Raw genomic sequence first — 22861 nt, 5'->3', positions numbered from 1 at the left:
CGGCGAAAGTCGATTGTTTCGTATGGCCAGAGTAATTATGCCATACGGACTAGGCCATGTCCTCTGCACCGAATCGCGAGGCTAGAGATGTGGTTCGGCGAAATGAGTTGGCGGAAGCCGAGTGGAGCGCGTACGCGCAGCAGCTCGCGGTCGCACTTCGTCGAGTTCGGCAGGAGGCTGGGCTGAGCCAAGAGGACGTGGCGTACGGCGCCGGCATGAGCCGTTACACCTATCAGAAGTACGAAAAGGGGGAGTCCCGTCCGGGGATGCCGGCGAATCCCTCACTTCGATCACTGTTCGCAATATCCCAGGCCCTCGGGGTCGGTTTGGATGCCATTCTTCCCGGAGGCGTGCCAGACCTACGCCCCCGCTAGCCGACGGGTGGTGTCCGGCGGACGGCTCGACGGGATCCGCATACGTGTTCTCGCGTTGGTCTCCCTCGAGTCTCGAAACTTGCTTGATCGACCATGCCATGAACCCTCCGCCTACAGCTTTGATGTGTCGCACTAGCGTCGGGGCGGCACACTCAAGCGCGACAACGCAGAGGATGAAGAGACGTTAGCGTTCATGCTTCAGCCCGCGCCGTGGGAGAGCCGCACCGACGATGATGCCGCTTCGACTTCGAAACTAGGCGTTCGACACGACTGAGCCGGAACGAGACTCTGCTAAATCCTCGGTGGAGGCGGAAGCGGCTACGCGACCGTTCGTAACGGCGGGGCTATACGACTCGCAGACCGCGCTCCCGCAAGCGTTCGCCCTCCGGTTTGTCGCCCGAGACGGGGGAGTGGCTGCTGACCTTGGCTCTGAACGAGAGATGTTGCTGAACAGCACCGAAGGCGCACCGGCCGACGACGTCAGGAGGTTTCATCCTCACGGTGAAATCGGCCATGCACGTACTGTTCGAAGCGGACGCCCTGGTGGATCTCATGCTGGTCCATCGCGTTGAAGCTGAATCCCATCGCCATTGCGACGAGCGGCGCTGGCATCCGGGTGACGAGGTCGTCCAGGCTGGTGTTCTTCGCTGCGAGAACGTCGATACCAAGCGCGTTTAGCTCCTCTTTCAGTTGTTGCGCGGTGATATGTCTGCCGGCTCGCATCCCGGGGAAGAGGTACGAATTGTCGTCGACTCGCTGGGTTCGGACGCGGGCACGCGCGGCGAGGTGTGCGGAAACGATACTCGCGAACGGCTCCGGCACCGGTACGTCCTTCCCGGAAAATCTGACAATCAGTTCATCGGCATCGGTGCGGGTGAACTGATCAACGCGCATTTTCGAGAGGCGCGTCAGCGGTTGACCGAACAAGAGAAACATCAATGCTGCCGTGCGGGTCGCGAGTTTCAGGTCAGTGGCGTCGCAGTAGAAGCGGATCCAGCGAAGGCGTTCGTCCGCGTCCATCCTTCGCGTGGAGCGCGCGTTGCGGCGCGGCACCGTCAGCGGGTGGGAGAGCTTGTGTTCCGTGCAGTAGTCCAGGAACAGCTTGAGGTTATAGCGTGTGGTCGGCCCAGTTGTCAGCCATTCATCGACGAGTCCCTGTCCACAATCGCCGAGGCTGACATTCTGCACCTCTAGCCATTGCAGGAACTCGCTCGCCGCCGTGATCTGCTGTTTGGCGTAATGTGCGGGGGAGTGGGCGTCCTGCCCCCGCTCGACTAGTTGTCGCACACGATTCAGGTGATGCCAGACGGCATACTGCGTGAGAGGCAGACGCTGGTTCGGCGGGGTCTCTTGGACAACACGGTTGACCCAGTTTTCAAAGGAGACGTAGGCCTCATCGCGAGTCGGGAGCAGCTTCATATCGACGAGCAGTGCTCGTATGTGTTGCACGGCTCCCGTACGCCCAGCACTGTCGAGACCTTCATGGGTGATCGAGATGGATCCGTCCGCGAGTCCGCGGAGGATGGTCTTGACCTTGGGTGAGCGCATCCAGGTAAGCACGCTTGTCGGACGGTCGCTCTCGAGTAGGCGGGTCTTGAGCGCCGACATCGTCGGATCAAACTGATCAGCCCCGTTCAGGACTTCGCTGAGATCGTCGTCAAGGGAACATCGTTCACAATTCCCGCGTCGGAAGATGGCACCCTCGTGCCCGCATCGGTGACAAATGAAGCTGCGCCCGAGGCCGCCGCAGTCAGAGCACACCGAGCGTCCCGACGAGTCGATTCCGGGCAGCAGCCTGTTGGTCGAACACCCGGGACAGTCGCCGAAGGTGTGGGTCGCTCGGTCGTAGCAGCGCCCACAGATCAGACCTTCAGGGAACCGATACTTCGTTGTCGTCTTGGGTGTCTGTTCCTGGCACCGCGCGCACGTGACCTCGCCCGGCGCCCGTGGTCGGCCCTTTGGTCTCCTCCCGTTGTCAGCGGTCATCGGCAATCACCCTCGCTCGTTTCGGTCGGGCTCGGCTCCCCACGGCGTTCAGGTTGGTGACCTCATTCACTGCTCGTTTCGCGGATGCGGCATCTGTTGCCGACGTAGTTATCAGGTCGGCAGGCGTGCAGTGAAAGATGTCGCACAGTGCGGCAAGCAGGGGCAGCGAAAGTCGTTCAGGCCTCCCAGTGACCATCCGCCAAATCTGCGCTGACGACAAGTTGATCCCCCGATCCGCTAGGTGGGGAGCGAGATCTGTGGAGTTATGCATGGCGTTGCGTGCCATCAGCTCAGACAGCTTCCAGTCGTAGTCGGTTGTGCGGCGCATTTCATCATTCCTTGGATCCGTTTCTGAGAGCGTCTCCGATAGTTCCACCGAGCATGTCTCGAACAGTCGAGGTGAGGTATTCGTCGGAAACACCCGTGTACAGCGCGGTGGTCGACGCGTACTCATGACCAACCTGCCTCTGTACAAAGTACGCTGGTGCGCCTGCTTCGATGAGGTGTGTGATGTACGAGTGTCGCAGTGAGTGCATGACGACCTCGCGTCCTAGCCCTATATCGTCCCGATACTGACGGAACCTGGCGCCTAGGGCAGTTTCGGACACGAACGTTCCACGTTCAGTTGTAAATAGCTCGGTGCCGCCTTGAGTTGCCAAGTGGGGATGCCCTCTCTCGAGCCACTCCTCGAGTATCTCGCTGCCCCACGGGAAGAGGGCGAGGACGTTGCGCTGTTTGTAATCCGATCCTCGCATCGCCTTTCCGTACCGGACGTTGAGGTGACCGTACTTACCGAACTCGGGCGCTTTTCGATTGCGACTGAAGTCGAAGGTCTCAAGATGACGGACTTCGTTCCTGCGAAGCCCGAAGCAGTATGCGATCTTGAAGAGTGTCGCGTCGCGAAACGCTGCCGCCCAGCCTTTTCGATCTGTCCGTGCTATGCGTTCGACCTCATCATCGGCACGGTCGAAAAAGGCTTGAAGCTCGGTGTGACGAAACGGTCGACGTCGTCCTCCGTGCTCCGCTTCTTGGATGTGTCGAGCGGTATTCCAGTAGTGGAAGACCGGCGCGGGATGCGTGTCGAAGAGTTCCATACAGCGGTCTATCCAGCCGTATGACTCCGAGCAGATGTAGTCGGTGAAACCCGACAGCGCGTTCTGGTAACTGCGGATCGTGGAACGTTGGTTGCCGTGGACCGCGCGACGGTCAGCGAAGAACTCATCGACCATGTCCACACTCCAGGCCCAGGGGTACTCATTCATCTCGGTAGCGAAGCGGCGGATCAGTCCCTCCCGATTCTCGACAGTGGAGAAAGCAAGATTTCGCGTCAGCTGCTGGCGCCGAAAGCCTTGCAACATCTCGGAAAACACAGTCTCTTCCGGGTGAAGCAGCACGAATCCGGATTGCTGCACGAATCGTCCTTGCTCGTCGAGACCCATGACCTATCCTTTCATTTGATGATTGAATCATGCACTTAACGAAGGATCCGCGCAACCACTAGTTCTGGCACCCATCGACGCGCGTGCTTCTGCTTGGTGGCCACGGACCCGCCACGCCCTTGATGACGAGTAAGCCGATGGCTTCTTCCCAGATCAGACGGCGCTTCTTGCTAGATTTGATCGAGCCGCCACGCACGCGCGAAGGGAACCGCGGCGGATTTCATCTGTTGAAATAAAGCTCAGTCGAACTGACATAATGTACATTATCGGCTATTACCCATTTCGATGGCTCCCGCTGCGCCGTCGTCCAGAACGCCGCGGGACGGCCGATGTCATTCGAGGTCGTATCCGGGTGGATACTCGATCTCCAGCGGCTGACTCGTCGGAGACTCGATAGAACGGGTGCGCTGTCGCAGTCGCTCGACGAGTTCGGGATCCTCGATCTCCGGACCCTCGCCAGCGGCCTCCTTGGACACGATCTGGCTCGCTGGACCGATGAGGAACTTCGCGACTGCTGTGCCGCCGTCGTTCTCCCGCACCGGGATCTCGACGATCTCGGCACGCTCATCGTCTCCCAGTGCTCGGCTGTAAGCCAGCAGCGCATCGGCGATCGCATCTCCAGTGAGGAACTCATCTCCGGCGTAGATGATCTTCTGCATGCTGCTTTTCTAGAGGATGTCGCCGTCGACAAGATCTCCCTTGAACCGCGACTCGTTATTTGCTACGAGAACGATGCGAGCGCATCGCTAGGCTCTAGGCGTGAACGGTAGCAACATCGACATCGATTGGACGGTCGCCCGCGACGCCAATCAGGACAACTGGAACGATCGCGTCCCGCTGCATCAGGTCGCCTACGGTCTCGACGAGTTCGACGATCCTTCGCATCTCAGCGACGTGGTCAGTGCCGATCTCCCGGTGCTTCGCCGATTCCTGCCCGACGGCAGAATCACGGGACTCGACCTGTGCCATCTGCAATGCCATATCGGTACCGACTCCGTCTCGCTGGCCCGTGCGGGAGCGACCGTCACCGGCGTCGACTTCTCGGCGCCGGCCCTTGCTGCGGCCGAAGCGCTGGCCGAGCGCACGGGGGTTTCGGCGACATGGATCGAGACGGACGTCCTCGACGCACGCGCAGCCGTGACGGGTGACTTCGACGTCGTCTACACGAGCATCGGCACGATCACCTGGTTGGACGACCTCGACCGCTGGGCCGCTCAGATCGTCGGCCTGCTGCGTCCGGGAGGCACGTTCTTCATCCGCGACGGACATCCTGCTCTGTACGCGCTCGACGAAGATGCGCCGACGCTCGTGACCCGCTACCCGTATTTCGGTGACGGCCGGGCGCAGCGATGGGACGACGAATCGACCTACGCCGGGGACGGCAAGGTCGCGCACCCGCGCACGTACGAATGGCCGCACCCGCTCTCGGAGATCCTGGGGTCGCTGTTGAAAGCGGGCCTTCGTCTTCTGCACTTCGACGAGGGGCGAACACTCCCCTGGCGGTTCAGTCCTCGGATGGTCGAGGTCCCCGGCGGGTATGCCTGGCCTGAAGCGGAACGGAACCTTCTCCCCTGCACGTACACCGTGGTCGCACGCAAGGACTGATCGCTCGTCGCGAAGGTTCGTACTCATCTGGCGACACGGCTCGTGACATGGCGCCAGCCGCCCGCTCTACGCGCCGACGTACTCTGCCAGATGCTCGCCCGTGACCGTCGATCGCGCAGCCACGAGTTCTGCGGGGCTTCCCTCGAAGACGATGCGGCCGCCATCGTGGCCCGCGCCGGGACCGACGTCGATGATCCAGTCGGCGTGCGCCATCACAGCCTGGTGATGCTCGATCACGATCACGGTCTTTCCGGATTCGACGAGTCGATCGAGCAGTCCGAGGATGTTCTGGACGTCAGCGAGGTGGAGCCCCGTGGTCGGCTCGTCGAGCACGTACGTGTCGCCCTTCTCCCCCATCTGGATGGCCAGCTTGATGCGCTGGCGTTCGCCTCCGGACAAGGTGGACAGCGGCTGTCCCAGCGATAGGTAACCGAGGCCCACATCTTCGAGGCGTCCGAGGATCGTCGCTGCCGCCGGCAGCTTCGCCTCCCCCTCGGAGAAGAACACCCGTGCCTCGGCGACCGGGAGATCCAAGACCTCGGTGATGTCCTTGCCCGCCAGCTTGTACTCGAGGACGGCAGCCTGGAAGCGCTTGCCGCCGCAGTCCTCGCAGGGTGTCTCTATCGTGTCCATGAACCCGAGTTCGGTGATGATGACACCGGCGCCCTTGCAGGTCGGGCAGGCACCCTCGGAGTTCGCGCTGAATAGGGCCGGCTTGACGCCGTTGGCTTTGGCGAACGCCTTGCGGATCGGTTCGAGCATGCCCGTGTAGGTGGCGGGATTGCTGCGCCGTGATCCCTTGATCGCGCCCTGGTCGATCGCCACGACCCCCTCGCGCTTCGACACGGACCCGTGGATCAGGGAGCTCTTGCCGGAACCCGCGACCCCGGTCACGACGGTGAGGATCCCGGTGGGGATGTCGACATCGACGTTCTGCAGGTTGTTGGCCGAGGCGCCTCGGATCTCGATCGCGCCGGTGGCACTGCGCACCGAATCCTTCAGCGCGGCTCGATCGTCGAGGTGGGCGCCGGTGCGGGTTCCGCTGGCCTTCAATCCCTCGATGGTCCCCTCGAAGCAGATCTCACCACCGGCGCTTCCTGCGCCGGGACCGAGGTCCACCACGTGGTCTCCGATGGCGATGGTCTCCGGCTTGTGCTCCACCACCAGCACGGTGTTGCCCTTGTCGCGCAGGCGCAGCAGGAGGGTGTTCATCCGCTGGATGTCATGCGGGTGGAGGCCGATGGTCGGCTCGTCGAACACGTACGTCACATCGGTGAGAGACGAGCCGAGGTGACGCAGCATCTTGATGCGCTGCGCCTCTCCCCCGGACAGCGTCCCAGATGGACGCTCGAGGCTGAGGTATCCCAGGCCGAGCGTGACGAACGCGTCGAGGTTCGCGCTCAGCGCCTCGAGCAGGGGCGCCGCCCCGGGGAGCTCCAGGCCCCTCACCCACTCGGCGAGATCGGTCACCTGCATGCGGCAGGCATCGGCGATGCTGATGCCGTCGATCTTGGAGGACCTCGCTCCTTCGGTGAGGCGGGTGCCATCGCACTCCGGGCATGTCGCGAACGTCGCCACGCGTTCGACGAAGGCGCGGATGTGCGGCTGCAGCGCGTCGAGGTCTTTCGAGAGCATCGACTTCGTGATCTTGGGGATCAACCCCTCGTACGTCATGTTGATGCCCGAGATCTTGACCTTGGTGACCTCGCCGTAGAGGAAGAGCTGTCGCTGCTTCTCGGTGAACTCCGAGACCGGCTTGTCGGCGGGATAGAAGCCCGATGCGGAGAAGCCCTTCACCATCCAGCCGTCCGCCGTGTAGCCGGGAACCATGATCGCTCCCTCGTCGAGAGACTTCGACTCGTCGACGATCTGCGCGAGGTCGAGATCCGACACCGCTCCCCTGCCCTCGCACCGAGGGCACATGCCGCCGAGGTAGATGGCGTCCTTGACGATCTTCTTCTCGCCGCCCGGCCCCGTCATCACTCCGCTGGCCTTCTGAGTCGGGATGTTGAACGAGAACGCCGTCGGGCCTCCGATGTAGGGGTCACCGAGCTTGCTGAAGAGAATGCGCAGCATGGCGTTCGCGTCGGTGACCGTTCCGACGGTGGATCGCGGATTCGCGCCGAGACGCTCCTGATCGACGATGATCGAGGTCGTGAGTCCCTCGAGCACGTCGACGTCCGGACGCGGGACCGACGGCATGAAGCCCTGGACGAACGCGCTGTACGTCTCGTCGATCATGCGCCGTGACTCGGCGGCGATCGTGTCGAAGACCAGCGAGCTCTTGCCGGATCCGGAGACTCCGGTGAAGACGGTGAGGCGACGCTTGGGAATGTCGACGCTCACCTCTTTGAGGTTGTTCTCGCGCGCACCCTGTACGCGGATGATGTCGTGGCCGTCAGCGGGATGCGTCGTCATGGTGATCCTCGAATAGCGACCGGGGTCAGCCGGCCTGGTTGATTCGGAGCAGGTTGCCTGCGGGGTCTCGGAAGGCGCAGTCGCGCACGCCGTAGGGCTGATCCATGGGCTCCTGCACCACATCGGCGCCGTTGTCGACAAGTCGCTCGAACACCGCGTCGAGATCGTCGCTCGCGAGAGTCAGCGCGCCGTAGCTGCCCTTCGCGATGAGTTCGAGGATCGTCTGGCGCTCGGCGTCCGTGATCCCGGGATCGGTTGCCGGCGGGTGCAGCACGATCGACGTCTCCGGCTGCCCCGCGGGACCGACCGTGAGCCACCGTAGGCCGTCGTAGCCGACGTCGTTGCGCACCTCGAAGCCGAGGGCGTCACGGTAGAAGCCGAGAGCCGCCTCGGCATCGGTGTGCGGAAGGAATGCGTAGTGGATGCTGATGTTCATGAGACTCACGTTAGGTGCGCGCCCGTGCGCGGCGCTTCTTGATTCCTGATCGGTCGGATGACGTGCTTCGCCTGGAACGTCGGAATGCCGTCGACGTCGGCGGCGCGCTCACGATACACGCGGGGTGGGACACCGACCAGTTCCGTGAATCGAGTGCTGAACGTGCCCAGCGATGAGCATCCGACTTCGAAGCACACCTCGGTGACGCTGAGGTCGCCGCGGCGCAGCAGAGCCATCGCGCGCTCGATCCGCCGCGTCATCAGATAGGAGTAAGGCGACTCGCCGTAGGTCTCCTTGAAGCGCCTGCTGAGATGGCCGGCCGACATGTGTGCTCCGCGGGCGAGCGCCTCCAGATCGAGAGGCGTGGCGTACTCGCGGTCGATCCGATCCCGCACCTTGCGCATCACGACGAGCTCGCGGAGCCGCGCGTCGTCGTCCGAGGTCACCCCCTGATTTTGCCATGACCGCGCGTGACGGAGTGTGAACGTCGGCGACATATCGATATCGGGTTCCCCCATCCGTCACCGGACAGCGCTACTCTGTCAGCATCCCTCACAGGATTTTCTCAGAAAGGGTCTCCACCATGACTGATTCCCTCGCTTCCGAAGCGAAATCGCTGTTCAAGTCCATTCGAGTCGTCCTGGCCGTCTCCGGTGTCATCGCACTGATCGCGGGCATCGTCCTGCTCGTCTGGCCCGCCAAGTCCGCCGTCATCGTGACGGGCATCTTCGCCACCTACCTCGTGATCGCGGGCCTCGTCTACATCGGGCTCGGCATCTTCTCCCGCGTGAAGGGCGGGTGGGCTCGAGTCGGGCACATCGTGCTGGGCCTCGTGTACATCGTGGCCGGCGTCATCGCGTTCGCGAACCTCGGCGTCGCCGCTGCCACTCTCGCGCTCGTGGTCGTCATCTTCATCGGCATCAGCTGGATCGTCGACGGAGTGGTCGCGTTGTCGCTTCTCGGAAAGGACGGCTCGCGAGTCTGGACGCTGCTCTACGCTCTGCTCAGCATCATCGCCGGTATCGTCGTCCTCTTCTCGCCCCTGTACGCGGCAGCCGTGCTCTGGCTGGTGCTCGGCATCTCGCTCGTCGCCCTCGGAATCGTGCAGATCGTGCGCGCGATCACACTGGGCAAGGACGCGAAGGAGTTCGTGGCATCGGCGAAGGCCGACTCCGCGCTCTGATCCTCCCCGTACCGCGAAGAGCCCCGTCCACGCGGACGGGGCTCTTTCGGTGGTATCAGCCGCTCACTCCGCGGCGAATGCGCTCACATCGCCGACGAGACGCGTGTTGTCGGCGGGGACAGCGTCGATTGCCGCGCGAGCGACCTCCGCGGCGAACTCCGACACGTTGTAGAGCTTGCCTGCGGATTCGCGCCGCTCCGCGATCGCTCCGGGGTTGGCGCGCTCGAGCAGAGTCGCGGTGATCGTGCCTTCGATCATGTCTCCGGACACCACGGTGAAGCCGATGCCCTTCTCTGCGAGGCCGGGGATCCGCTCGCGGAGCGCGTCTTCTCCGGCGCGCTTCGACAGGGCGACGGGCTCGTACTCCGGCATGGTCGGGGTGGTGCGGATGAAGTGCGCCTGGTGGCTCGTGACGAAGACGACCCGCGCGCCGTCGCCGAGCAGCGGAACAGCAGCGTCGAGGACGTTCAGCTGCGCGTCGCGGTTGAGGGTCAGGGCGTAGTCCTCGGCCATTCCCGATTCCATGCCGCCGGAGGCATTGAGGACGAGGACGTCGAGGCGTCCGAATTCGGCCTTCACCGCATCGAACATCTCGCCGACGGACGCGGGATCGGTCAGGTCGGCACCGACGACCAGCACGCGGCGGCCCAGCTCGCGCAGCTGCCCGGCGAGCTTCTCTGCACGTGGGGCCTTGTTGCGGAAGTTGATCACCACGTCGGCGCCGGCCTCGGCGAGGTAGCGCACGGTGTCCGCCCCGATGCCTCGAGACGAGCCGGTGACGAGGGCGACCTTGCCCTCGAGAGAACCTGCGGGAAGAACGTCGGTCACAGTGACTCCTCTGATGCGTGATTCGCCGTGATGACACGGCGCTTTCAGACTATCAAGCCGGCCCCGTCCAGCCGGGACCGGGCTCGACCTGCGTGATAGGTTGACCGCAAAGGAGGCCGCATGGACAACTTCGCGACATTCGTTCAGTTCATCGACCAATGGGCATGGATCGGTTGGCTGATCCTGATCGCCATCTTCCTCGTGATCGAGATGCTGACTCTCGACTTCACCTTCCTGATGCTGAGCTTCGGCAGCGTCGTCGGGCTCGTCACGGACTTCCTCGGCATCCCGGTCTGGGTACAGGTGCTGATCGCCGCCGCGGCGGCCGCGCTCTTCATCCTGTTCCTGCGTCCGCCGCTGATCAAACGCCTGCATCGAGGCGAGGACCCGACCAAGTCCAACGTCGACGCACTTCTCGATCTCCGAGGCATCGCGCTGCAGGACATCACCCAGATCTCCGGCCAGGTGAAGCTGAGCAACGGCGACACCTGGACCGCCCGCACCGCCGGAGCCGTGCCGATCCCGCAAGGATCACCGATCGCCGTCATGACGATCAACGGCGCGACCGCGACCGTCCGTCCCGTCAACGACTAGGAGAGTCTCTTGGACGATGCATCGTTCATCCCCGCAGCGATCGGGTGGATCCTCGTCATCGCGATCATCATCTTCGTGGTGGTCACGCTGGCTCGCTCCATCCGCATCATCCCCCAGGCCACGGCCGGCGTGGTCGAGCGCCTGGGCCGATATCACAAGACACTGACGCCGGGTCTGAACATCCTGGTGCCGTTCATCGACCGGCTGCGTCCCCTCATCGACATGCGCGAGCAGGTCGTGTCCTTCCCACCGCAGCCCGTGATCACCGAGGACAACCTGGTGGTCTCGATCGACACCGTCGTCTACTTCCAGGTGACCGATGCTCGCGCTGCGACATACGAGATCGCCAACTACCTGGGCGCCGTCGAGCAGCTGACGACGACGACACTGCGAAATGTGGTCGGTGGACTCAACCTCGAAGAGGCCCTGACCAGTCGCGACAACATCAACGGACAGCTTCGCGTCGTGCTCGACGAGGCGACGGGCAAGTGGGGAATCCGCGTCGGCCGCGTCGAGCTGAAGGCCATCGACCCGCCCATCTCCATCCAGGACTCGATGGAGAAGCAGATGCGCGCCGAGCGGGACCGTCGAGCGGCGATCCTCACGGCTGAGGGAACCAAGCAGTCGGCGATCCTCGAGGCCGAAGGTGCGCGACAGGCCGAGATCCTCCGCGCAGAGGGCGACAAGCAGGCCGCCGTGCTGCGCGCCCAGGGTGAGGCCGAAGCGATCCAGAACGTGTTCACCGCCATCCACCAGGGCGAGCCTGACGACAAGCTGCTCGCGTACCAGTACCTGCAAATGCTTCCGAAGATCAGCGAAGGCCAGTCGAACAAGCTCTGGATCATCCCGAGCGAGCTGACCGAGGCGCTCAAGGGCATCGGCACCGCGTTCACCCCGCGACCGGGACAGCCCCCGACGAACCTGCCGGACGCGTGACGCACCCGTATTTCGTCAAGGCGCGTCACCCCCGAGTCCTCGCTCACCGCGGTCTGATCACCGCGGCGGGCGGGGACTCCGGTGTCTGGGAGAACTCGGCCGCCGCCGTCGCCGCCGCTCATGCCGCCGGAGCAGAGTACATCGAGACCGACTGCCGGGTGACGGCCGACGGTGACGTCGTGCTCTTCCACGACGCGACGCTGCACAGACTGGCCGACGATCCCCGTCCCGTCGGTGAGGTGCGCACCCGCGAACTCGCCGCGATCTTCTCCGACCACGGCGGGCTACTCACGGTCGCTGACGCACTCTCCGCCTTCCCGACCACGCGCTTCAACATCGACGTCAAGACCGTCGACGCGGCAGCACCCCTCGGCCCCCTCCTGGCGGAACACACGCATCGAGTTCTCGTGACCAGCTTCTCCGATGCGAACCGACGTGCGACGATCGCAGCGGTCCTGCGCGCGGGGGCTCCGCTCCGACCGGCGACGTCGGGCGGCAGCCGCACCATCGCCGCGGTCCGCGCTCTCTCCGCTCTGCGCCTCTGCCCCGGCCGCGCTCTGCTCGACATCGACGTGCTGCAGATTCCTGAGCGGCATCGCGGCGTGAAGGTGCTGACGCCTGCACTCCTCCGAGCGGCGCACCGGCGCGGCGTCGAGGTTCACGTGTGGACGGTGAACGACGCGGACTCCATGCGACGACTCGTCCGGCTCGGTGTCGACGGCATCGTCACCGACCGCGCCGATCTCGCGCTGGTCACGATCGGCCGCTGAGACCGCCACGCCGCCATTACGCTGTGGCGCTGGGATTCCGCTGTGAATAGCGCCGAGAACGCGCTCGTATGGATGAAGCGCACAGGCTGGAGCGTTATACCTGACAGCGACGAGAGGACCACACAATGGCAGATCGCAGCCTACGCGGCATCCGACTCGGCGCCCAGAGCCTACAGAGCGAAGAGGGCGTCGTTTTCATGGAGCGCCGTGAAACCACCTACATCTGTGACACCTGCGGCCATGTCACGAACCTGATGTTCTCGGCGGACGCAGAGCCGCCCCAGACGTGGGAATGCCGTTCCTGCGGAGCGGACGCGCGCCTGAACGTCGACGGCCAGGCCGTCACGCTCGATGCCACGGACGAGAAGGCCGCCCGCACACACTGGGACATGCTTCTCGAGCGTCGTACCCGCGCAGAGCTCGAGGAGCTCCTCGAGGAGCGACTCGCCTTCATCCGTGCCCGCCGCGGCGCAGGTGAAGACCCGACCCGCGAGAAGATCGGCGCCTAGCGCCTGCGGGCGCGCAACCACCCGAAGGCCAACGCGCCCAGTCCGCCCCAGACCAGAAGAACCTGGATCCAGGGTCCCAGGACGACTCCAGCAGTCAGGCCGGAGCGCAGCTCGACATCCTCGAGCAACGCTCCGGCCTTTCCTGCATCCAGGCTCGAGACCGTCGTGCCATCCGCGCGGATCACCTGGCTGGTGCCGACCGTCGAGATGTTCACGACGCTGCGGCCGGTCTCGATCGCACGCATCCGCGCGACGGCGAGTTGCTGCAGATTCTCATTCGTCCCACGGAAGTCCGCGTTGTTCGTCTGGAAGACGAGCACTTCGGCACCGTCTGCCATGCCCTCGCTGATCACGTCGTCGTAGATCACGTCGAAGCAGATCGCCAGCCCGACCTTCACACCGTCGACGTCGACGACCGGCGGATTCGAGCCCGGGGTGTACTCGCGCTGGATCAGACCGATCAGATCGGGTGCGAGTGCGCTGAAGAAGGCGCGGTCGGGGACGTACTCCCCGAAGGGGACCGGATGCCGCTTGTCATGGACCTGCCCGTCGGCGCCCTCTTCCGTCCAGAGCATCGACGTGTTGTAGAACAGACCGTCTCGTTCCGTGGCGGCATTCGCCAGCAGCGGTGCGCCGACACGCGAGGCGATCGCGCTCATTCTTCTCGCCAGAGAGTCCGATTGGAACGGATCGAAGTCGAGCGACCCCTCGGGCCAGACCAGCAGGTCGACGTCCTCGCCGTAGAGCGGTTCGGTCGCGTCGGTCTGCGCGTCGATGAGGGAGTAAGGCTCGCGCTCGTCGAAATACCCGCTCGGCCCGTTCCCCTGCACCGCCGCGATGCGCAGCGACCCGCTGGTGGTCGTGGGGAAGAGCGGTGTGAGCAGCAGAACCACGGTCACGACGACCGGTGCGATCAGCGCAGCCGGCCGGCGCCACAGTCGTTCGCGCACCACCTGGATCACGAGGGCGACGAGGAACACCATCAGGAAGCTGAGACCGCTCACGCCGGTCCAGGACGCGACGTGAGCCAGCGGGCTCTCGGCCTGGCTCATGCCCAGACGAGCCCAGGGGAACCCTCCATAGGGCCAGGAGCCGACGAACACCTCGCGCCCGACCCAGAGCGCCGCCACCACGGCCGGAAGGAGCAGGAGCCGCGCCCAGACGCTCGGGAAGGCTCGGGGCATCCAGCGATAGGCGAGGGTGATCAGGATCACGGCCACCGCCGTGAGCACGCCTTCCAGGACACTCAGCGCCGCCCAGGGCAGCGGGCCCAGGTAGCGAGACGTGAACGACACGAGCAGTCCGAAGAAGAGCACACCGTAGACGAGTCCGACCGCGAGAGCTCCGCCGGCCCGTCGGCCGATCAGCGCCACGAGCAGCAGCGCTGTGGCCGGGAAAGCCAGCACCCACACCGCAGTGGACGGATAGGACAGATTCATCAGGAGCGCGGCCATCGCCGCAGCGGGGAGGGCGAGCGAAAGCGGCAGGAGGGGGCGCTGCGGCACGCGGGGTTCGGGCATCCTTCCTATTCTCACATCGAGGAATAGGCGACGATGCCGCGACGGACGCCGTCCAGAGCCACGCGGGCGTTGCGGGCCAGCGCACCGTCTTCCGCGACGATCGAGAGCTGATCGAGCAGATCGATCGTCTGTTTGGCCCATCGCACGAAGTCGCCGGCCGCCATGTCTGCGTCCACGAGGACGCGGTCCAGCATCCCTCCTCGCGCCCACGAGTGCATCGCACCGGCGAGGCCCGCCGACAGAGGCTCGGATCCCGGCAGATGGTGGTCCTTCTCGAGGTCGTCCAGCTCGGCCCACAGGGTCGTCGTCTTCTCGTACGCTGCGCGGAAGGCACCGCGGGGCAGGTCCCGCTCCCCCGCGTTCGCCTCGTCGCGACGAGGCTCGTAGACGAGGCAGCAGGCCATCGCAGCGAGGGACGGCGCGTCGAGACCGTTCCACAGCCCCTGCCTGAGAGATTCGGCCACCAGCAGATCGCGTTCGCCGTAGATCCGGCGCATCGTCCGCCCGGCCTCGGTGAGCGTTGTCTCCCCCTCGTCGTCTCGGTGGAGATAGTCCAGGGTCTCGAGCACCTCGACGACGCGATCGAAGACGCGAGCCACCGTGCCGGTCCTCGTCTCGATCTGTCGGCGGATGCGATCGTTCTGACGCTTGAGCTTCCAGTACCGCTCGGCCCAGCGCGCATGGGCTTCGCGATCAGGGCATCGATGGCATCCGTGACGCTGCATGCGCGTGCGGAGGCTGTGGATCTGCTTCATGCGCTTGTCGCGCGATGTGCGCGGCGCGTTCGAGTCCTGGCGGTTCTTCTTCTCGAGATCGCTCAGCTCGCGGCGTATCGAGGCGTAGTCCAGGAAGTCGCCGTGATCGCAGACCATCGCCGCCTTGTACCCGTCCAGCGACTCCTCCGCTTCGCGGACCTGTCTCGCCAGTCCGACGACTGCGCGGTCGGCCTGGAACTGCGCGAAAGACGACTCGAGCACTTCGCGGGCCCGGGGCTTGCCGAACAGATCGATCAGGTTGACGGCCATGTTATACGTCGGCCGGAAGCTGGAGTTCAGCGGATAGGTGCGGCGAGAGGCGAGGGCCGCGACCGCCTGCGGATCCATGCCCTCGGTCCACTGCACCACCGCGTGACCTTCGACGTCGATGCCGCGTCGTCCCGCGCGACCGGTGAGCTGCGTGTACTCCCCCGATGTGATCGCGACTCGGGCCTCGCCGTTGAACTTCTCCATCTTCTCGAGAACGACGGTTCTCGCGGGCATGTTGATGCCCAGAGCCAGGGTCTCGGTGGCGAAGACGACCTTCACGAGCTTGCGCTTGAAGAGGTCCTCGACGACCTCCTTGAAGGCCGGCAGCAGACCCGCATGGTGCGCAGCCACACCGCGCTCGAGGTTCTCGAGCCACTCCCAGTAGCCCAGCACACCGAGGTCCTCATCCTGCAGCGAACGGGTCCGGTCCTCGACGATCGCTCGGATCTCCGCGCGCTCCTCGGTCGACGTCAGCCGCACGCCCGATCTCCGGACCTGCTGCACCGCCGCATCGCACCCGACTCTGCTGAAGATGAAGAAGATGGCAGGCAGGAGGTTGGCCTGCTCGAGCAGCCGCACCACGTCCGGGCGATCCATGCGCTCGATCCGACGCACGTTCGCGGAACGGACGGGGCGACGTCCGCCTCGTGGCGGGCGCTGCGCCTGTCGGCCGGCATGGCGATTGCTGCGATACTCCTGCGCCGAACGATTGTTGTCGTAGTTGGAGCCGGTGAAGGAGCGGATCCGCATCAGCTCCTGATTGACCTGTGCGGTCGCGATCCCCGCCCGATCGTCGAAGAGCGGCAGCAGATCATCACGGACGAGCACGTGCTGCTCGAGTGGAACCGGACGGATCTCCGAGACGATCACCTCGGTGTCCCCGCGCACGGTGTCGAGCCAGTCCCCGAACTCCTCGGCGTTCGAGACGGTGGCGCTCAAGGAGACCAGCCGGACGTGCTGCGGCAGGTGGATGATCACCTCCTCCCACACTGCCCCGCGGAAACGATCCGCGAGGTAGTGGACCTCGTCCATGATGACGTAGCGGAGGTCCCGGAGCGCGGCCGAGTCGGCGTAGATCATGTTGCGCAGCACCTCGGTCGTCATCACGACGATCCGGGCGTTGCCGTTGATGTTCGTGTCGCCGGTGAGCAGACCGACGTCGTCCGGGCCGTACACATCGACCAGCTCGCGGAACTTCTGATTCGAGAGCGCCTTCATCGGCGTCGTGTAGAAGGCCTTGTCCCGTGGAGTCTGCATCGCGAGATGGATGGCGAACTCGCCGACGATCGTCTTGCCTGCACCGGTCGGCGCGGCGACGAGCACGCTCTGGCCGTCTTCGAGTGCGTGGCATCCCTCGACCTGGAAGGGGTCGAGCTCGAACTTCTGGTTCGCAGCGAAGGCGACGGTCGCCGGGTGCCCTGCCGCCTGTCGAGCCGCGGCGTATCGTTCGGCCGGCGAGCTCATACGGCCACGGGTTCGATGCCTGCAGCGGCGTCGCGCTTGCGCTTGCGTCGGTCGAAGAGCATCGAGATGAAGGTCGCCGCGAAGTACAGCACGATCATCGATCCCATCAGCAGCAGCATCGAGAACACATCAGCAGGCGGAGTCGTGACGGCGGCGAAGATCGTGCACACCAGGATGGCGACTCGCCAGCCCTTCAGGATGTCGCGGCCCGACATGATGCCGGCGAGATTGAGTGCCACCAGGAAGACAGGCAGCACGAAGGCGATGCCGAGCACGAGCAGGAACTTGAAGACGAAGTCGTAGTAGGTGGAGTAGTCGAAGAACTGCGCCATGCCGGTGGGGACGAACGACGCCATGACTTCGATCACATGCGGAAGCACGAAGAACGCGACCGTGCAACCGCCGAAGAACAGCGGGATGGCCGCCCCGAGGAATCCCCAGGTGTACTGGGTCTCCTTCTTCGTGAGCCCCGGCATGACGAAGGCCCAGACCTGCCACAGCCACACCGGCGCGGAGATCAGGAGTCCGATCGCGAAGGCGATCCGCATGCGCAGATCGAACCCGCTCGTCACGGTGGTGAAATTCAGGCCGGTGTACTCGCGCCCCTGCTGCTCCGCGATCGTGGCGATCGGCACCGAGAGCAGGTCGATGATCGGCCCTGTCACGAAGAAGGCGATGATCATGCCGACCACCAGGGCACCAGCCGCGATGAACAGACGCTTACGGAGCTCGATCAGGTGCGCGCCGAGAGACATCCGCCTGTCACGGCCCGGCGTCTCCTGGTCGGCGGAATCGAGAGCGGACACGAACTAGGCGGATCGAGGAGGCTGACCCGGATCCGTGTCGCGAGCCGTCACCGTGGTGTCTGCGACCGAGGTCGTGGTGGTCGGGGATGCCGGATCTGCGGCATCAGTCGCGTCCTCGTTCTTCATCGCCTTCATCTCGCCCTTGAACACCCGGGCGGACTGACCGAGGCTCTTCGCCAGTGCCGGCAGCTTCGCCGCACCGAAGAGCAGCAGGATGACGGCGAGGATGATCAGCAGATGTGGCCAACCGAAAGCGCCCATGATTCTCCTTCGTCGTTTGGTGAAAGTCTAACGGGCGTTGTCGCCTTCGGGGTGGCGATACAGGGCGAGTCCGGCCGCAGCCCATTCCCGCGCCGCAGTTCGAGCGACGCCGGGATCCACCACTTCGAGGGCGCCGCCGAACTTCGCCGCCAGTCGCTTCACTCCCCGAGGGTCTGCGAGATGCAGCCGAACGGTGACGATCCCATCGCTGGCGTCGGAGTTGTCGGCCGTCAGGAAGTCTCCGAGCAGGGGCGCCATCCGCTCGGGCACCCGCACTCGCACCTCCCCCTCGTCCTCGACGGCCGAGAAGGCCTCAGGGACGTGCTCGCCCGCGTGCGTGATCGGGATGTCGGTCAGCCGGGCATCGCTCACGCGATCCAGGTGGAAGGTGCGCATGGCCTGTCGCATGTGGCACCACCCCTGCAGGTACCACTGCGCGTTGGTGATGAGCACCTGCACGGGATCCACGGTGCGCGTCGTGGGCGCGGCATCGGGAGCCTGATACGTGAACGACACGGCGACGCCGTTCTGCACGGCCCTCGACACCACCTGGCGGACCTCGTCGACGGCGCTGGGTGCGACGACGACCTCGGCCGGCGCATCGGCCGCGCCCCGCGAGAGCTTCGAGATGAGGCCGCTGACCAATCCCGAGTCGGAGACCGCCGGCACGGCCGCGACCATCTGCAGGCCCGCGAGGAGCGCGGCGGCTTCTCGGGCCGTGAATCGAGGAACCCGGCGCAGAGCGACATCGTTGGTGATCTCGATGATGTCCTCTTCGTCGAGGAGGTCCCAGTTGATGTCGAACATCTCCTGCGGCTGCTGCCAGAAGCCGGAATCACCGGGCAGGCCGATGACCGTGAGCTTCTCGACCATCTGCCGCATCTCCGTCGAGGTCACACCGAACTCGGCAGCCGCCTCGGCGAGCGAGACCTGTCCGTGCTCGAGGAGATAGGGCACCAGAGTCAGATAGACGCGGACTCGGTCGGCGGCGAGCAGCGGCTTGCCTCGGGCGCTCATCGGACCTCCCCCGCATCCGAATTCGTCGCCACGACCGCGGTCAGGCGATCGACGACGGCCGAGCGGAGCTCCGCAGGCTCGACAACCCGCACCTCGGGACCGTACGACGCGAGCTCGTCGGCGAAGATGTGCAGGTCCACGAACGGGACGAGGATGCCCTGGGTCGCCGCCGGAGTCGCCCGGCGGCCGAGCCGCAGCGACGCCTCGGTGCCGGGTGTGACCTCGAGCAGCGCAGAGTTCTGAGCGGCGACGCGCTCGAGACCGGCCAGGGCACGCTCCCCCGCGCCCTCGCGCAGCGCAGGGTCGAATGCCTTCGCCGTGATCTTCACATCGCCGACGATCCTGCTGAGCAGGAACATGCGGTCTTGCTCGATGTCCACATCGACGCCGAACACGTGCCATCTCGCTTCATAGTCGACGAGTGCGAGCGGGCGGATGCTGCGGCGCCGCGGTGCGCCCTCCCCCGGCTTGAGGTAGTCGAAGACGACCACGCGGCTCTTCTCGATCGCATCCTGCAGTGGAGGGAAAGCGGCATCGCGCGCGGTGATCCGCGGCGCGAACCCGATGATCGGTTCGTCGCCGTCGATCCCGAGCGCCCGGATCTTGCGCACGCCGGCCTTGGCGTCGCCGGATGCGGACTCGGCACTCCACACGCTCCCCGCCAGCTGCAGCACGGCGAGCTCGGCGGCCGTGAACTCGATATCGCTGGGCAGGTCGTATTCCGCCTGCGGAATACGGTATCGCGCTTCGCGGAGGTCATTCGGATCGGCCTGATCCCCGATCGTCTCGACGGGGACGCCGAGAGTGCGCAGCTCATCCTTGTCGCGCTCGAACATCTTCTCGAGTGCATCCGAGCGCACGCCCGCATCGGCGCGCTGACGGTAACCCGACACGTTGTCGAGGATCTGCTGCTTGGTGAGCCCGATCTCCGTGGCCATGAGCGCCACGACGAGATTCGTCAGGCGCTCCTCCGCGGGAATACGGGCCGCCATCACTGCTCCGGGACGGGAACGACGCCCAGGATGTCGACCACGATCGCGGTCGCCGGGTTTCCGTCTGCCTCGGGCACGACGACCAGGAGCTGGGAGCCGATCGTCGCGCCGACGAGCTCCTTCGCCGCGGGGCCGATGTTGGGCTCGGCACCCCACGTGCTCGAGGTGACCGTCTTGTCGTCCCATCCGAGCGCCATGATGTTGGTCACGATGGTCGATTCCTTCTCGACCTTCTCCCCGTCACCCTTGATGAGCGTCTGAGTGACGGTCTCGGTGGGGGCGTCGCTGTCGGGGATGATCACTCCGGGGGTGCCATCGGGAGCACGGACGACGGTCGGCAGGCCCCGGGCGTCGTTGAACTGCGATGAGCCCTCGGCATGAGCGAGGTAGACATCCTGGAGGTCGATGATGGCGACCACGTTCTCATCCTCTTCGAGACCGAAGGCCTCGACATTCGCCTCGCCGAAGTCCTCGGGGGTCAGCACCGCGACGATCCGGCTGCCTCCGGTCGCGCACTCCAGCACGGTCTCGAGACCGGCGGACCGCTCTGCCCAGTAGGAGATGCTGTGCACACGGCTCGGGTCGCCGTTGAACTCGGACTCGTAGAGCTTCTCGCCGCTCTCGCCGCCATAGAAGGCGATGTCGAGCACCATCGGCTGGGAGGTGGTGGTGAGGGTGTTTCCCTCGCCGGTCACCACGTCGGCGAAGGACGTCTCGTCCGCCTTCACCGGGCTGTACACGGTGACGTCCGGAGCCTCTCCGAGGTCGCCCTCGACGGTGACCGAATCCTTCACGGATGCGGTCGATGCCGCCGCCCGATCGCACGCATCACCGGCGAACGAGGGCGCCGAGGCGCATCCGGTCAGAGTGAGGACGGCGAGGCTGATGGTTGCCAGAACGGCGGACGTTTTACGCACGCGCTCCAGTCTATTCCGTCGGTGGCTCGGATTCGCGCGAACCGGCGGCGAGACGGGCGCCCTCAGCGGCCTTCGCGGCCTCTCTCGCCCGCTTGCGCAGATTCTTGTCGTTGATCTCGCGATCGCCGACAGCCCCCGGCGTCCACGCCTCGACATCCGCATCGCCGTAGCTGCTCTTCGATGCCCTGCGCTTCACCTGTGGGGCCACGGCGCCCGGCGCCAGCCGACGAGCCGTGAGGAGGAAGCCGGTGTGCGCCACCATCCGGTGATCGGGTCGCACGGCGAGACCCTCGACGTGCCAGCCGCGAACCATCGTCTCGGACGCCTCGGGATCCGTGAACAGGCCCGTGCTCCGGATGTACTCGGCCACCCGCGAGAGCTGCGTGGCGGTGGCCACGTAGCACAGCACGACGCCGCCGGGGGTGAGTGCGTCGGCGACGACATCCATGCATTCCCACGGCGCGAGCATGTCGAGTACGACACGGTCGACCGTGCCCGCCGGGAACTCCGCCGGCAGCGCATCCGCGAGATCTCCCACCACGACGTCCCAGGTGTCCGGCGTCTCGCCGAAGAAGGTCTCGACGTTGCCCCGTGCGACCTGGGCGAAGTCCTCACGACGCTCGAACGACACCAGCCGGCCGACCGGACCGATGGCCCGCAGGAGCGAGAGCGAAAGGGCACCGGACCCGACACCCGCTTCCACGACGACGGCACCGGGGAAGATGTCGGCCTGCATCACGATCTGCGCGGCGTCCTTGGGATAGACGATCGCGGCGCCGCGCGGCATCGACATCGCGAAGTCGCGGAGCAGAGGCCGGAGCGCGAGGTACTCGTGTCCCGAGCTGTTCGCGGCCACTGAGCCGTCGGGCAGACCGATGAGGTCGCGGTGCCGGAGCACGCCCTGGTGCGTGTGCAGCTCGCCGTCCTCTCGGAGGGTCACGGTGTGCAGGCGCCCCTTGGGGCCGGTCAGCTGCACCCGATCGCCCTCGCGGAACGGCCCGCTCGGCCGCTGTGAGGTGGTGTCGGTCATCGGGTGGCTCCCGTCATGGAGGTTTTTCGGTCGAAGAGTTCGATCAGGTCGGCGGCCGTGCGCCCCTCGAGACTCGGCCAGAGCTCATGCGCGCCCACGTGATCGAGCGAGACGATGTGCGGCACGCCGAGGGCGACGGCGCCGGATGCGATGCCCGCGCGGAGCCCGGTCGGCGAGTCCTCGATGACCACCGCATCGGCGATGTCGATCTCGAGCAGGGATGCCGCGTGGAGGTAGGGCTCGGGGTGGGGCTTCGGGTTGGTCACATCATCGCCGGCGACGACGATGTCGAAGGCCTGGAACTCGATCAGGTCGACGACGCTCAGCGCCATGCGACGCAGCGACATCGTGACGAGTCCTGTGGGGATCCCCGCTGACCTCAGGTCCTGCAGCAGCTCGCGGGCGCCGGGGCGGAAGGGCACTCCCTGCGTGCGCAGTGCATCCTGCACGCCGTCGGTGAGGAGCGAGATGATCGCCTCGGCATCCATGTCGACGCCCGCGTTCTGAAGGATGATCGCGCTGTCGATGAGTCCGTTGCCGACGAGCTGAAGCGCATCCTCGTGGGTCCACGTGCCGCCGAAGGATTCGACCAGCGCGGTCTCGGCCGCCATCCAGTACGGCTCGGTGTCGACGAGTGTTCCGTCCATGTCCCAGAGGATCGCGCGGGGCTGTCTGCTCACCGAACCATGTTACCCGTGGCTCCACCCTGTCCCCGCGCCGTCGGACTAGCCTGGAGGGATACCGATCCGGA

The 22861-nt window shown here is 65.3% G+C and carries 24 protein-coding genes; 7 read left to right on the top strand and 17 right to left on the bottom strand.

Annotation, left to right across the window (positions count from 1 at the left end):
- Positions 1-56: 56 nt before the first annotated feature.
- Positions 57-374 (top strand): helix-turn-helix domain-containing protein, encoded by a 318-nt coding sequence (locus ASE34_RS17555; RefSeq protein WP_082586584.1) that lies wholly within the window; start codon positions 57-59, stop codon positions 372-374.
- A 480-nt stretch (positions 375-854) separates the two neighbouring features.
- Here ASE34_RS17555 and ASE34_RS09710 read toward each other — a convergent pair whose 3' ends face one another.
- The 4 genes from ASE34_RS09710 to ASE34_RS09700 all read right to left on the bottom strand — a co-directional run bounded on the left by ASE34_RS09710 (position 855) and on the right by ASE34_RS09700 (position 4458).
- Entirely contained in the window at positions 855-1982 is a 1128-nt protein-coding gene (locus tag ASE34_RS09710) for a hypothetical protein (RefSeq protein WP_056278732.1), read from the bottom strand.
- Between the two features lie 367 nt (positions 1983-2349).
- Positions 2350-2688, bottom strand: a complete 339-nt coding sequence (locus ASE34_RS17550) for a helix-turn-helix domain-containing protein (protein WP_082586583.1) — start codon at positions 2686-2688, stop codon at positions 2350-2352.
- 4 nt (positions 2689-2692) lie between these two features.
- Complete coding sequence (locus tag ASE34_RS09705) at positions 2693-3799, bottom strand: tyrosine-type recombinase/integrase (RefSeq protein ID WP_056278731.1); 1107 nt, start codon at positions 3797-3799, stop codon at positions 2693-2695.
- Positions 3800-4131: 332 nt separating this feature from the next.
- Positions 4132-4458: a hypothetical protein gene (locus ASE34_RS09700; protein WP_056278730.1), complete on the bottom strand. Its 327-nt coding sequence runs from the start codon at positions 4456-4458 to the stop codon at positions 4132-4134.
- A gap of 100 nt (positions 4459-4558) precedes the next feature.
- Between ASE34_RS09700 and ASE34_RS09695 the strand changes: the two genes are divergently transcribed.
- On the top strand, positions 4559-5404 hold the full coding sequence (locus ASE34_RS09695) for a class I SAM-dependent methyltransferase (RefSeq protein ID WP_056278729.1): 846 nt from the start codon (positions 4559-4561) through the stop codon (positions 5402-5404).
- Positions 5405-5470: 66 nt separating this feature from the next.
- Here ASE34_RS09695 and ASE34_RS09690 read toward each other — a convergent pair whose 3' ends face one another.
- From ASE34_RS09690 to ASE34_RS09680, 3 genes are read right to left on the bottom strand one after another with little or no spacing between them, the layout of a single operon-like run.
- Positions 5471-7822 (bottom strand): ATP-binding cassette domain-containing protein, encoded by a 2352-nt coding sequence (locus ASE34_RS09690; protein ID WP_056278728.1) that lies wholly within the window; start codon positions 7820-7822, stop codon positions 5471-5473.
- A gap of 25 nt (positions 7823-7847) precedes the next feature.
- Positions 7848-8258 carry a VOC family protein gene (locus ASE34_RS09685; RefSeq protein ID WP_056279056.1) on the bottom strand — a complete coding sequence of 137 codons (411 nt, stop codon included), beginning with the start codon at positions 8256-8258 and terminating at the stop codon, positions 7848-7850.
- 5 nt (positions 8259-8263) lie between these two features.
- Complete coding sequence (locus ASE34_RS09680; RefSeq protein ID WP_235567500.1) at positions 8264-8662, bottom strand: helix-turn-helix transcriptional regulator; 399 nt, start codon at positions 8660-8662, stop codon at positions 8264-8266.
- 179 nt (positions 8663-8841) lie between these two features.
- On the opposite strand from ASE34_RS09680, the gene ASE34_RS09675 reads away from it, so the two are divergent.
- The gene (locus ASE34_RS09675; protein ID WP_056278726.1) at positions 8842-9441 is read left to right on the top strand and encodes an HdeD family acid-resistance protein; all 600 of its coding nucleotides are present in this window, start codon (positions 8842-8844) and stop codon (positions 9439-9441) included.
- Positions 9442-9504: 63 nt separating this feature from the next.
- Here the strand turns inward: ASE34_RS09675 and ASE34_RS09670 are convergent, their stop codons facing one another.
- Positions 9505-10269, bottom strand: coding sequence for an SDR family oxidoreductase (locus ASE34_RS09670; protein WP_056278725.1), 765 nt, complete (start codon positions 10267-10269; stop codon positions 9505-9507).
- 120 nt (positions 10270-10389) lie between these two features.
- Between ASE34_RS09670 and ASE34_RS09665 the strand changes: the two genes are divergently transcribed.
- The 4 genes from ASE34_RS09665 to ASE34_RS09650 all read left to right on the top strand — a co-directional run bounded on the left by ASE34_RS09665 (position 10390) and on the right by ASE34_RS09650 (position 13078).
- Positions 10390-10863, top strand: a complete 474-nt coding sequence (locus ASE34_RS09665) for an NfeD family protein (RefSeq protein WP_053096071.1) — start codon at positions 10390-10392, stop codon at positions 10861-10863.
- A 9-nt stretch (positions 10864-10872) separates the two neighbouring features.
- Positions 10873-11799, top strand: a complete 927-nt coding sequence (locus ASE34_RS09660; RefSeq protein ID WP_056278724.1) for an SPFH domain-containing protein — start codon at positions 10873-10875, stop codon at positions 11797-11799.
- Complete coding sequence (locus tag ASE34_RS09655) at positions 11796-12569, top strand: glycerophosphodiester phosphodiesterase family protein (RefSeq protein ID WP_056278723.1); 774 nt, start codon at positions 11796-11798, stop codon at positions 12567-12569. Before ASE34_RS09660 ends, ASE34_RS09655 begins: the two co-directional genes overlap by 4 nt.
- A gap of 125 nt (positions 12570-12694) precedes the next feature.
- Positions 12695-13078, top strand: a complete 384-nt coding sequence (locus tag ASE34_RS09650) for an RNA polymerase-binding protein RbpA (protein ID WP_053096068.1) — start codon at positions 12695-12697, stop codon at positions 13076-13078.
- On the opposite strand, the gene lnt is transcribed toward ASE34_RS09650, so the two are convergent.
- Genes lnt through ASE34_RS09605 form a run of 9 tightly spaced genes read right to left on the bottom strand, consistent with a single transcriptional unit; the run spans position 13075 to position 22790 of the window.
- Complete coding sequence (lnt, locus tag ASE34_RS09645) at positions 13075-14598, bottom strand: apolipoprotein N-acyltransferase (RefSeq protein ID WP_056278722.1); 1524 nt, start codon at positions 14596-14598, stop codon at positions 13075-13077. The genes ASE34_RS09650 and lnt overlap by 4 nt on opposite strands.
- An 11-nt stretch (positions 14599-14609) precedes the next feature.
- Positions 14610-17087: a DEAD/DEAH box helicase gene (locus ASE34_RS09640; RefSeq protein WP_056278721.1), complete on the bottom strand. Its 2478-nt coding sequence runs from the start codon at positions 17085-17087 to the stop codon at positions 14610-14612.
- Complete coding sequence (gene tatC, locus ASE34_RS09635) at positions 17084-17842, bottom strand: twin-arginine translocase subunit TatC (protein ID WP_056278720.1); 759 nt, start codon at positions 17840-17842, stop codon at positions 17084-17086. The genes ASE34_RS09640 and tatC overlap by 4 nt, the downstream gene beginning before the upstream one ends.
- Before the next feature lie 54 nt (positions 17843-17896).
- Positions 17897-18154 (bottom strand): Sec-independent protein translocase subunit TatA, encoded by a 258-nt coding sequence (gene tatA, locus ASE34_RS09630; RefSeq protein ID WP_053096064.1) that lies wholly within the window; start codon positions 18152-18154, stop codon positions 17897-17899.
- A 27-nt stretch (positions 18155-18181) separates the two neighbouring features.
- Positions 18182-19171 (bottom strand): helix-turn-helix transcriptional regulator, encoded by a 990-nt coding sequence (locus ASE34_RS09625; protein ID WP_056278719.1) that lies wholly within the window; start codon positions 19169-19171, stop codon positions 18182-18184.
- Complete coding sequence (locus ASE34_RS09620; RefSeq protein WP_056278718.1) at positions 19168-20163, bottom strand: helix-turn-helix transcriptional regulator; 996 nt, start codon at positions 20161-20163, stop codon at positions 19168-19170. Before ASE34_RS09620 ends, ASE34_RS09625 begins: the two co-directional genes overlap by 4 nt.
- Positions 20163-21080: a hypothetical protein gene (locus tag ASE34_RS09615; protein ID WP_056278717.1), complete on the bottom strand. Its 918-nt coding sequence runs from the start codon at positions 21078-21080 to the stop codon at positions 20163-20165. The genes ASE34_RS09620 and ASE34_RS09615 overlap by 1 nt, the downstream gene beginning before the upstream one ends.
- Positions 21081-21090: 10 nt before the next feature.
- The gene (locus ASE34_RS09610; protein ID WP_053096060.1) at positions 21091-22110 is read right to left on the bottom strand and encodes a tRNA (adenine-N1)-methyltransferase; all 1020 of its coding nucleotides are present in this window, start codon (positions 22108-22110) and stop codon (positions 21091-21093) included.
- Positions 22107-22790, bottom strand: a complete 684-nt coding sequence (locus ASE34_RS09605) for an HAD family hydrolase (protein WP_072591272.1) — start codon at positions 22788-22790, stop codon at positions 22107-22109. The genes ASE34_RS09610 and ASE34_RS09605 overlap by 4 nt, the downstream gene beginning before the upstream one ends.
- Positions 22791-22861: the final 71 nt, after the last annotated feature.

This window comes from Microbacterium sp. Root280D1 (assembly GCF_001428975.1).
Lineage (GTDB): Bacteria > Actinomycetota > Actinomycetes > Actinomycetales > Microbacteriaceae > Microbacterium.
Note: the sequence above shows the minus strand (reverse complement) of the source record. Positions and strands in the feature narration are given on the sequence as shown.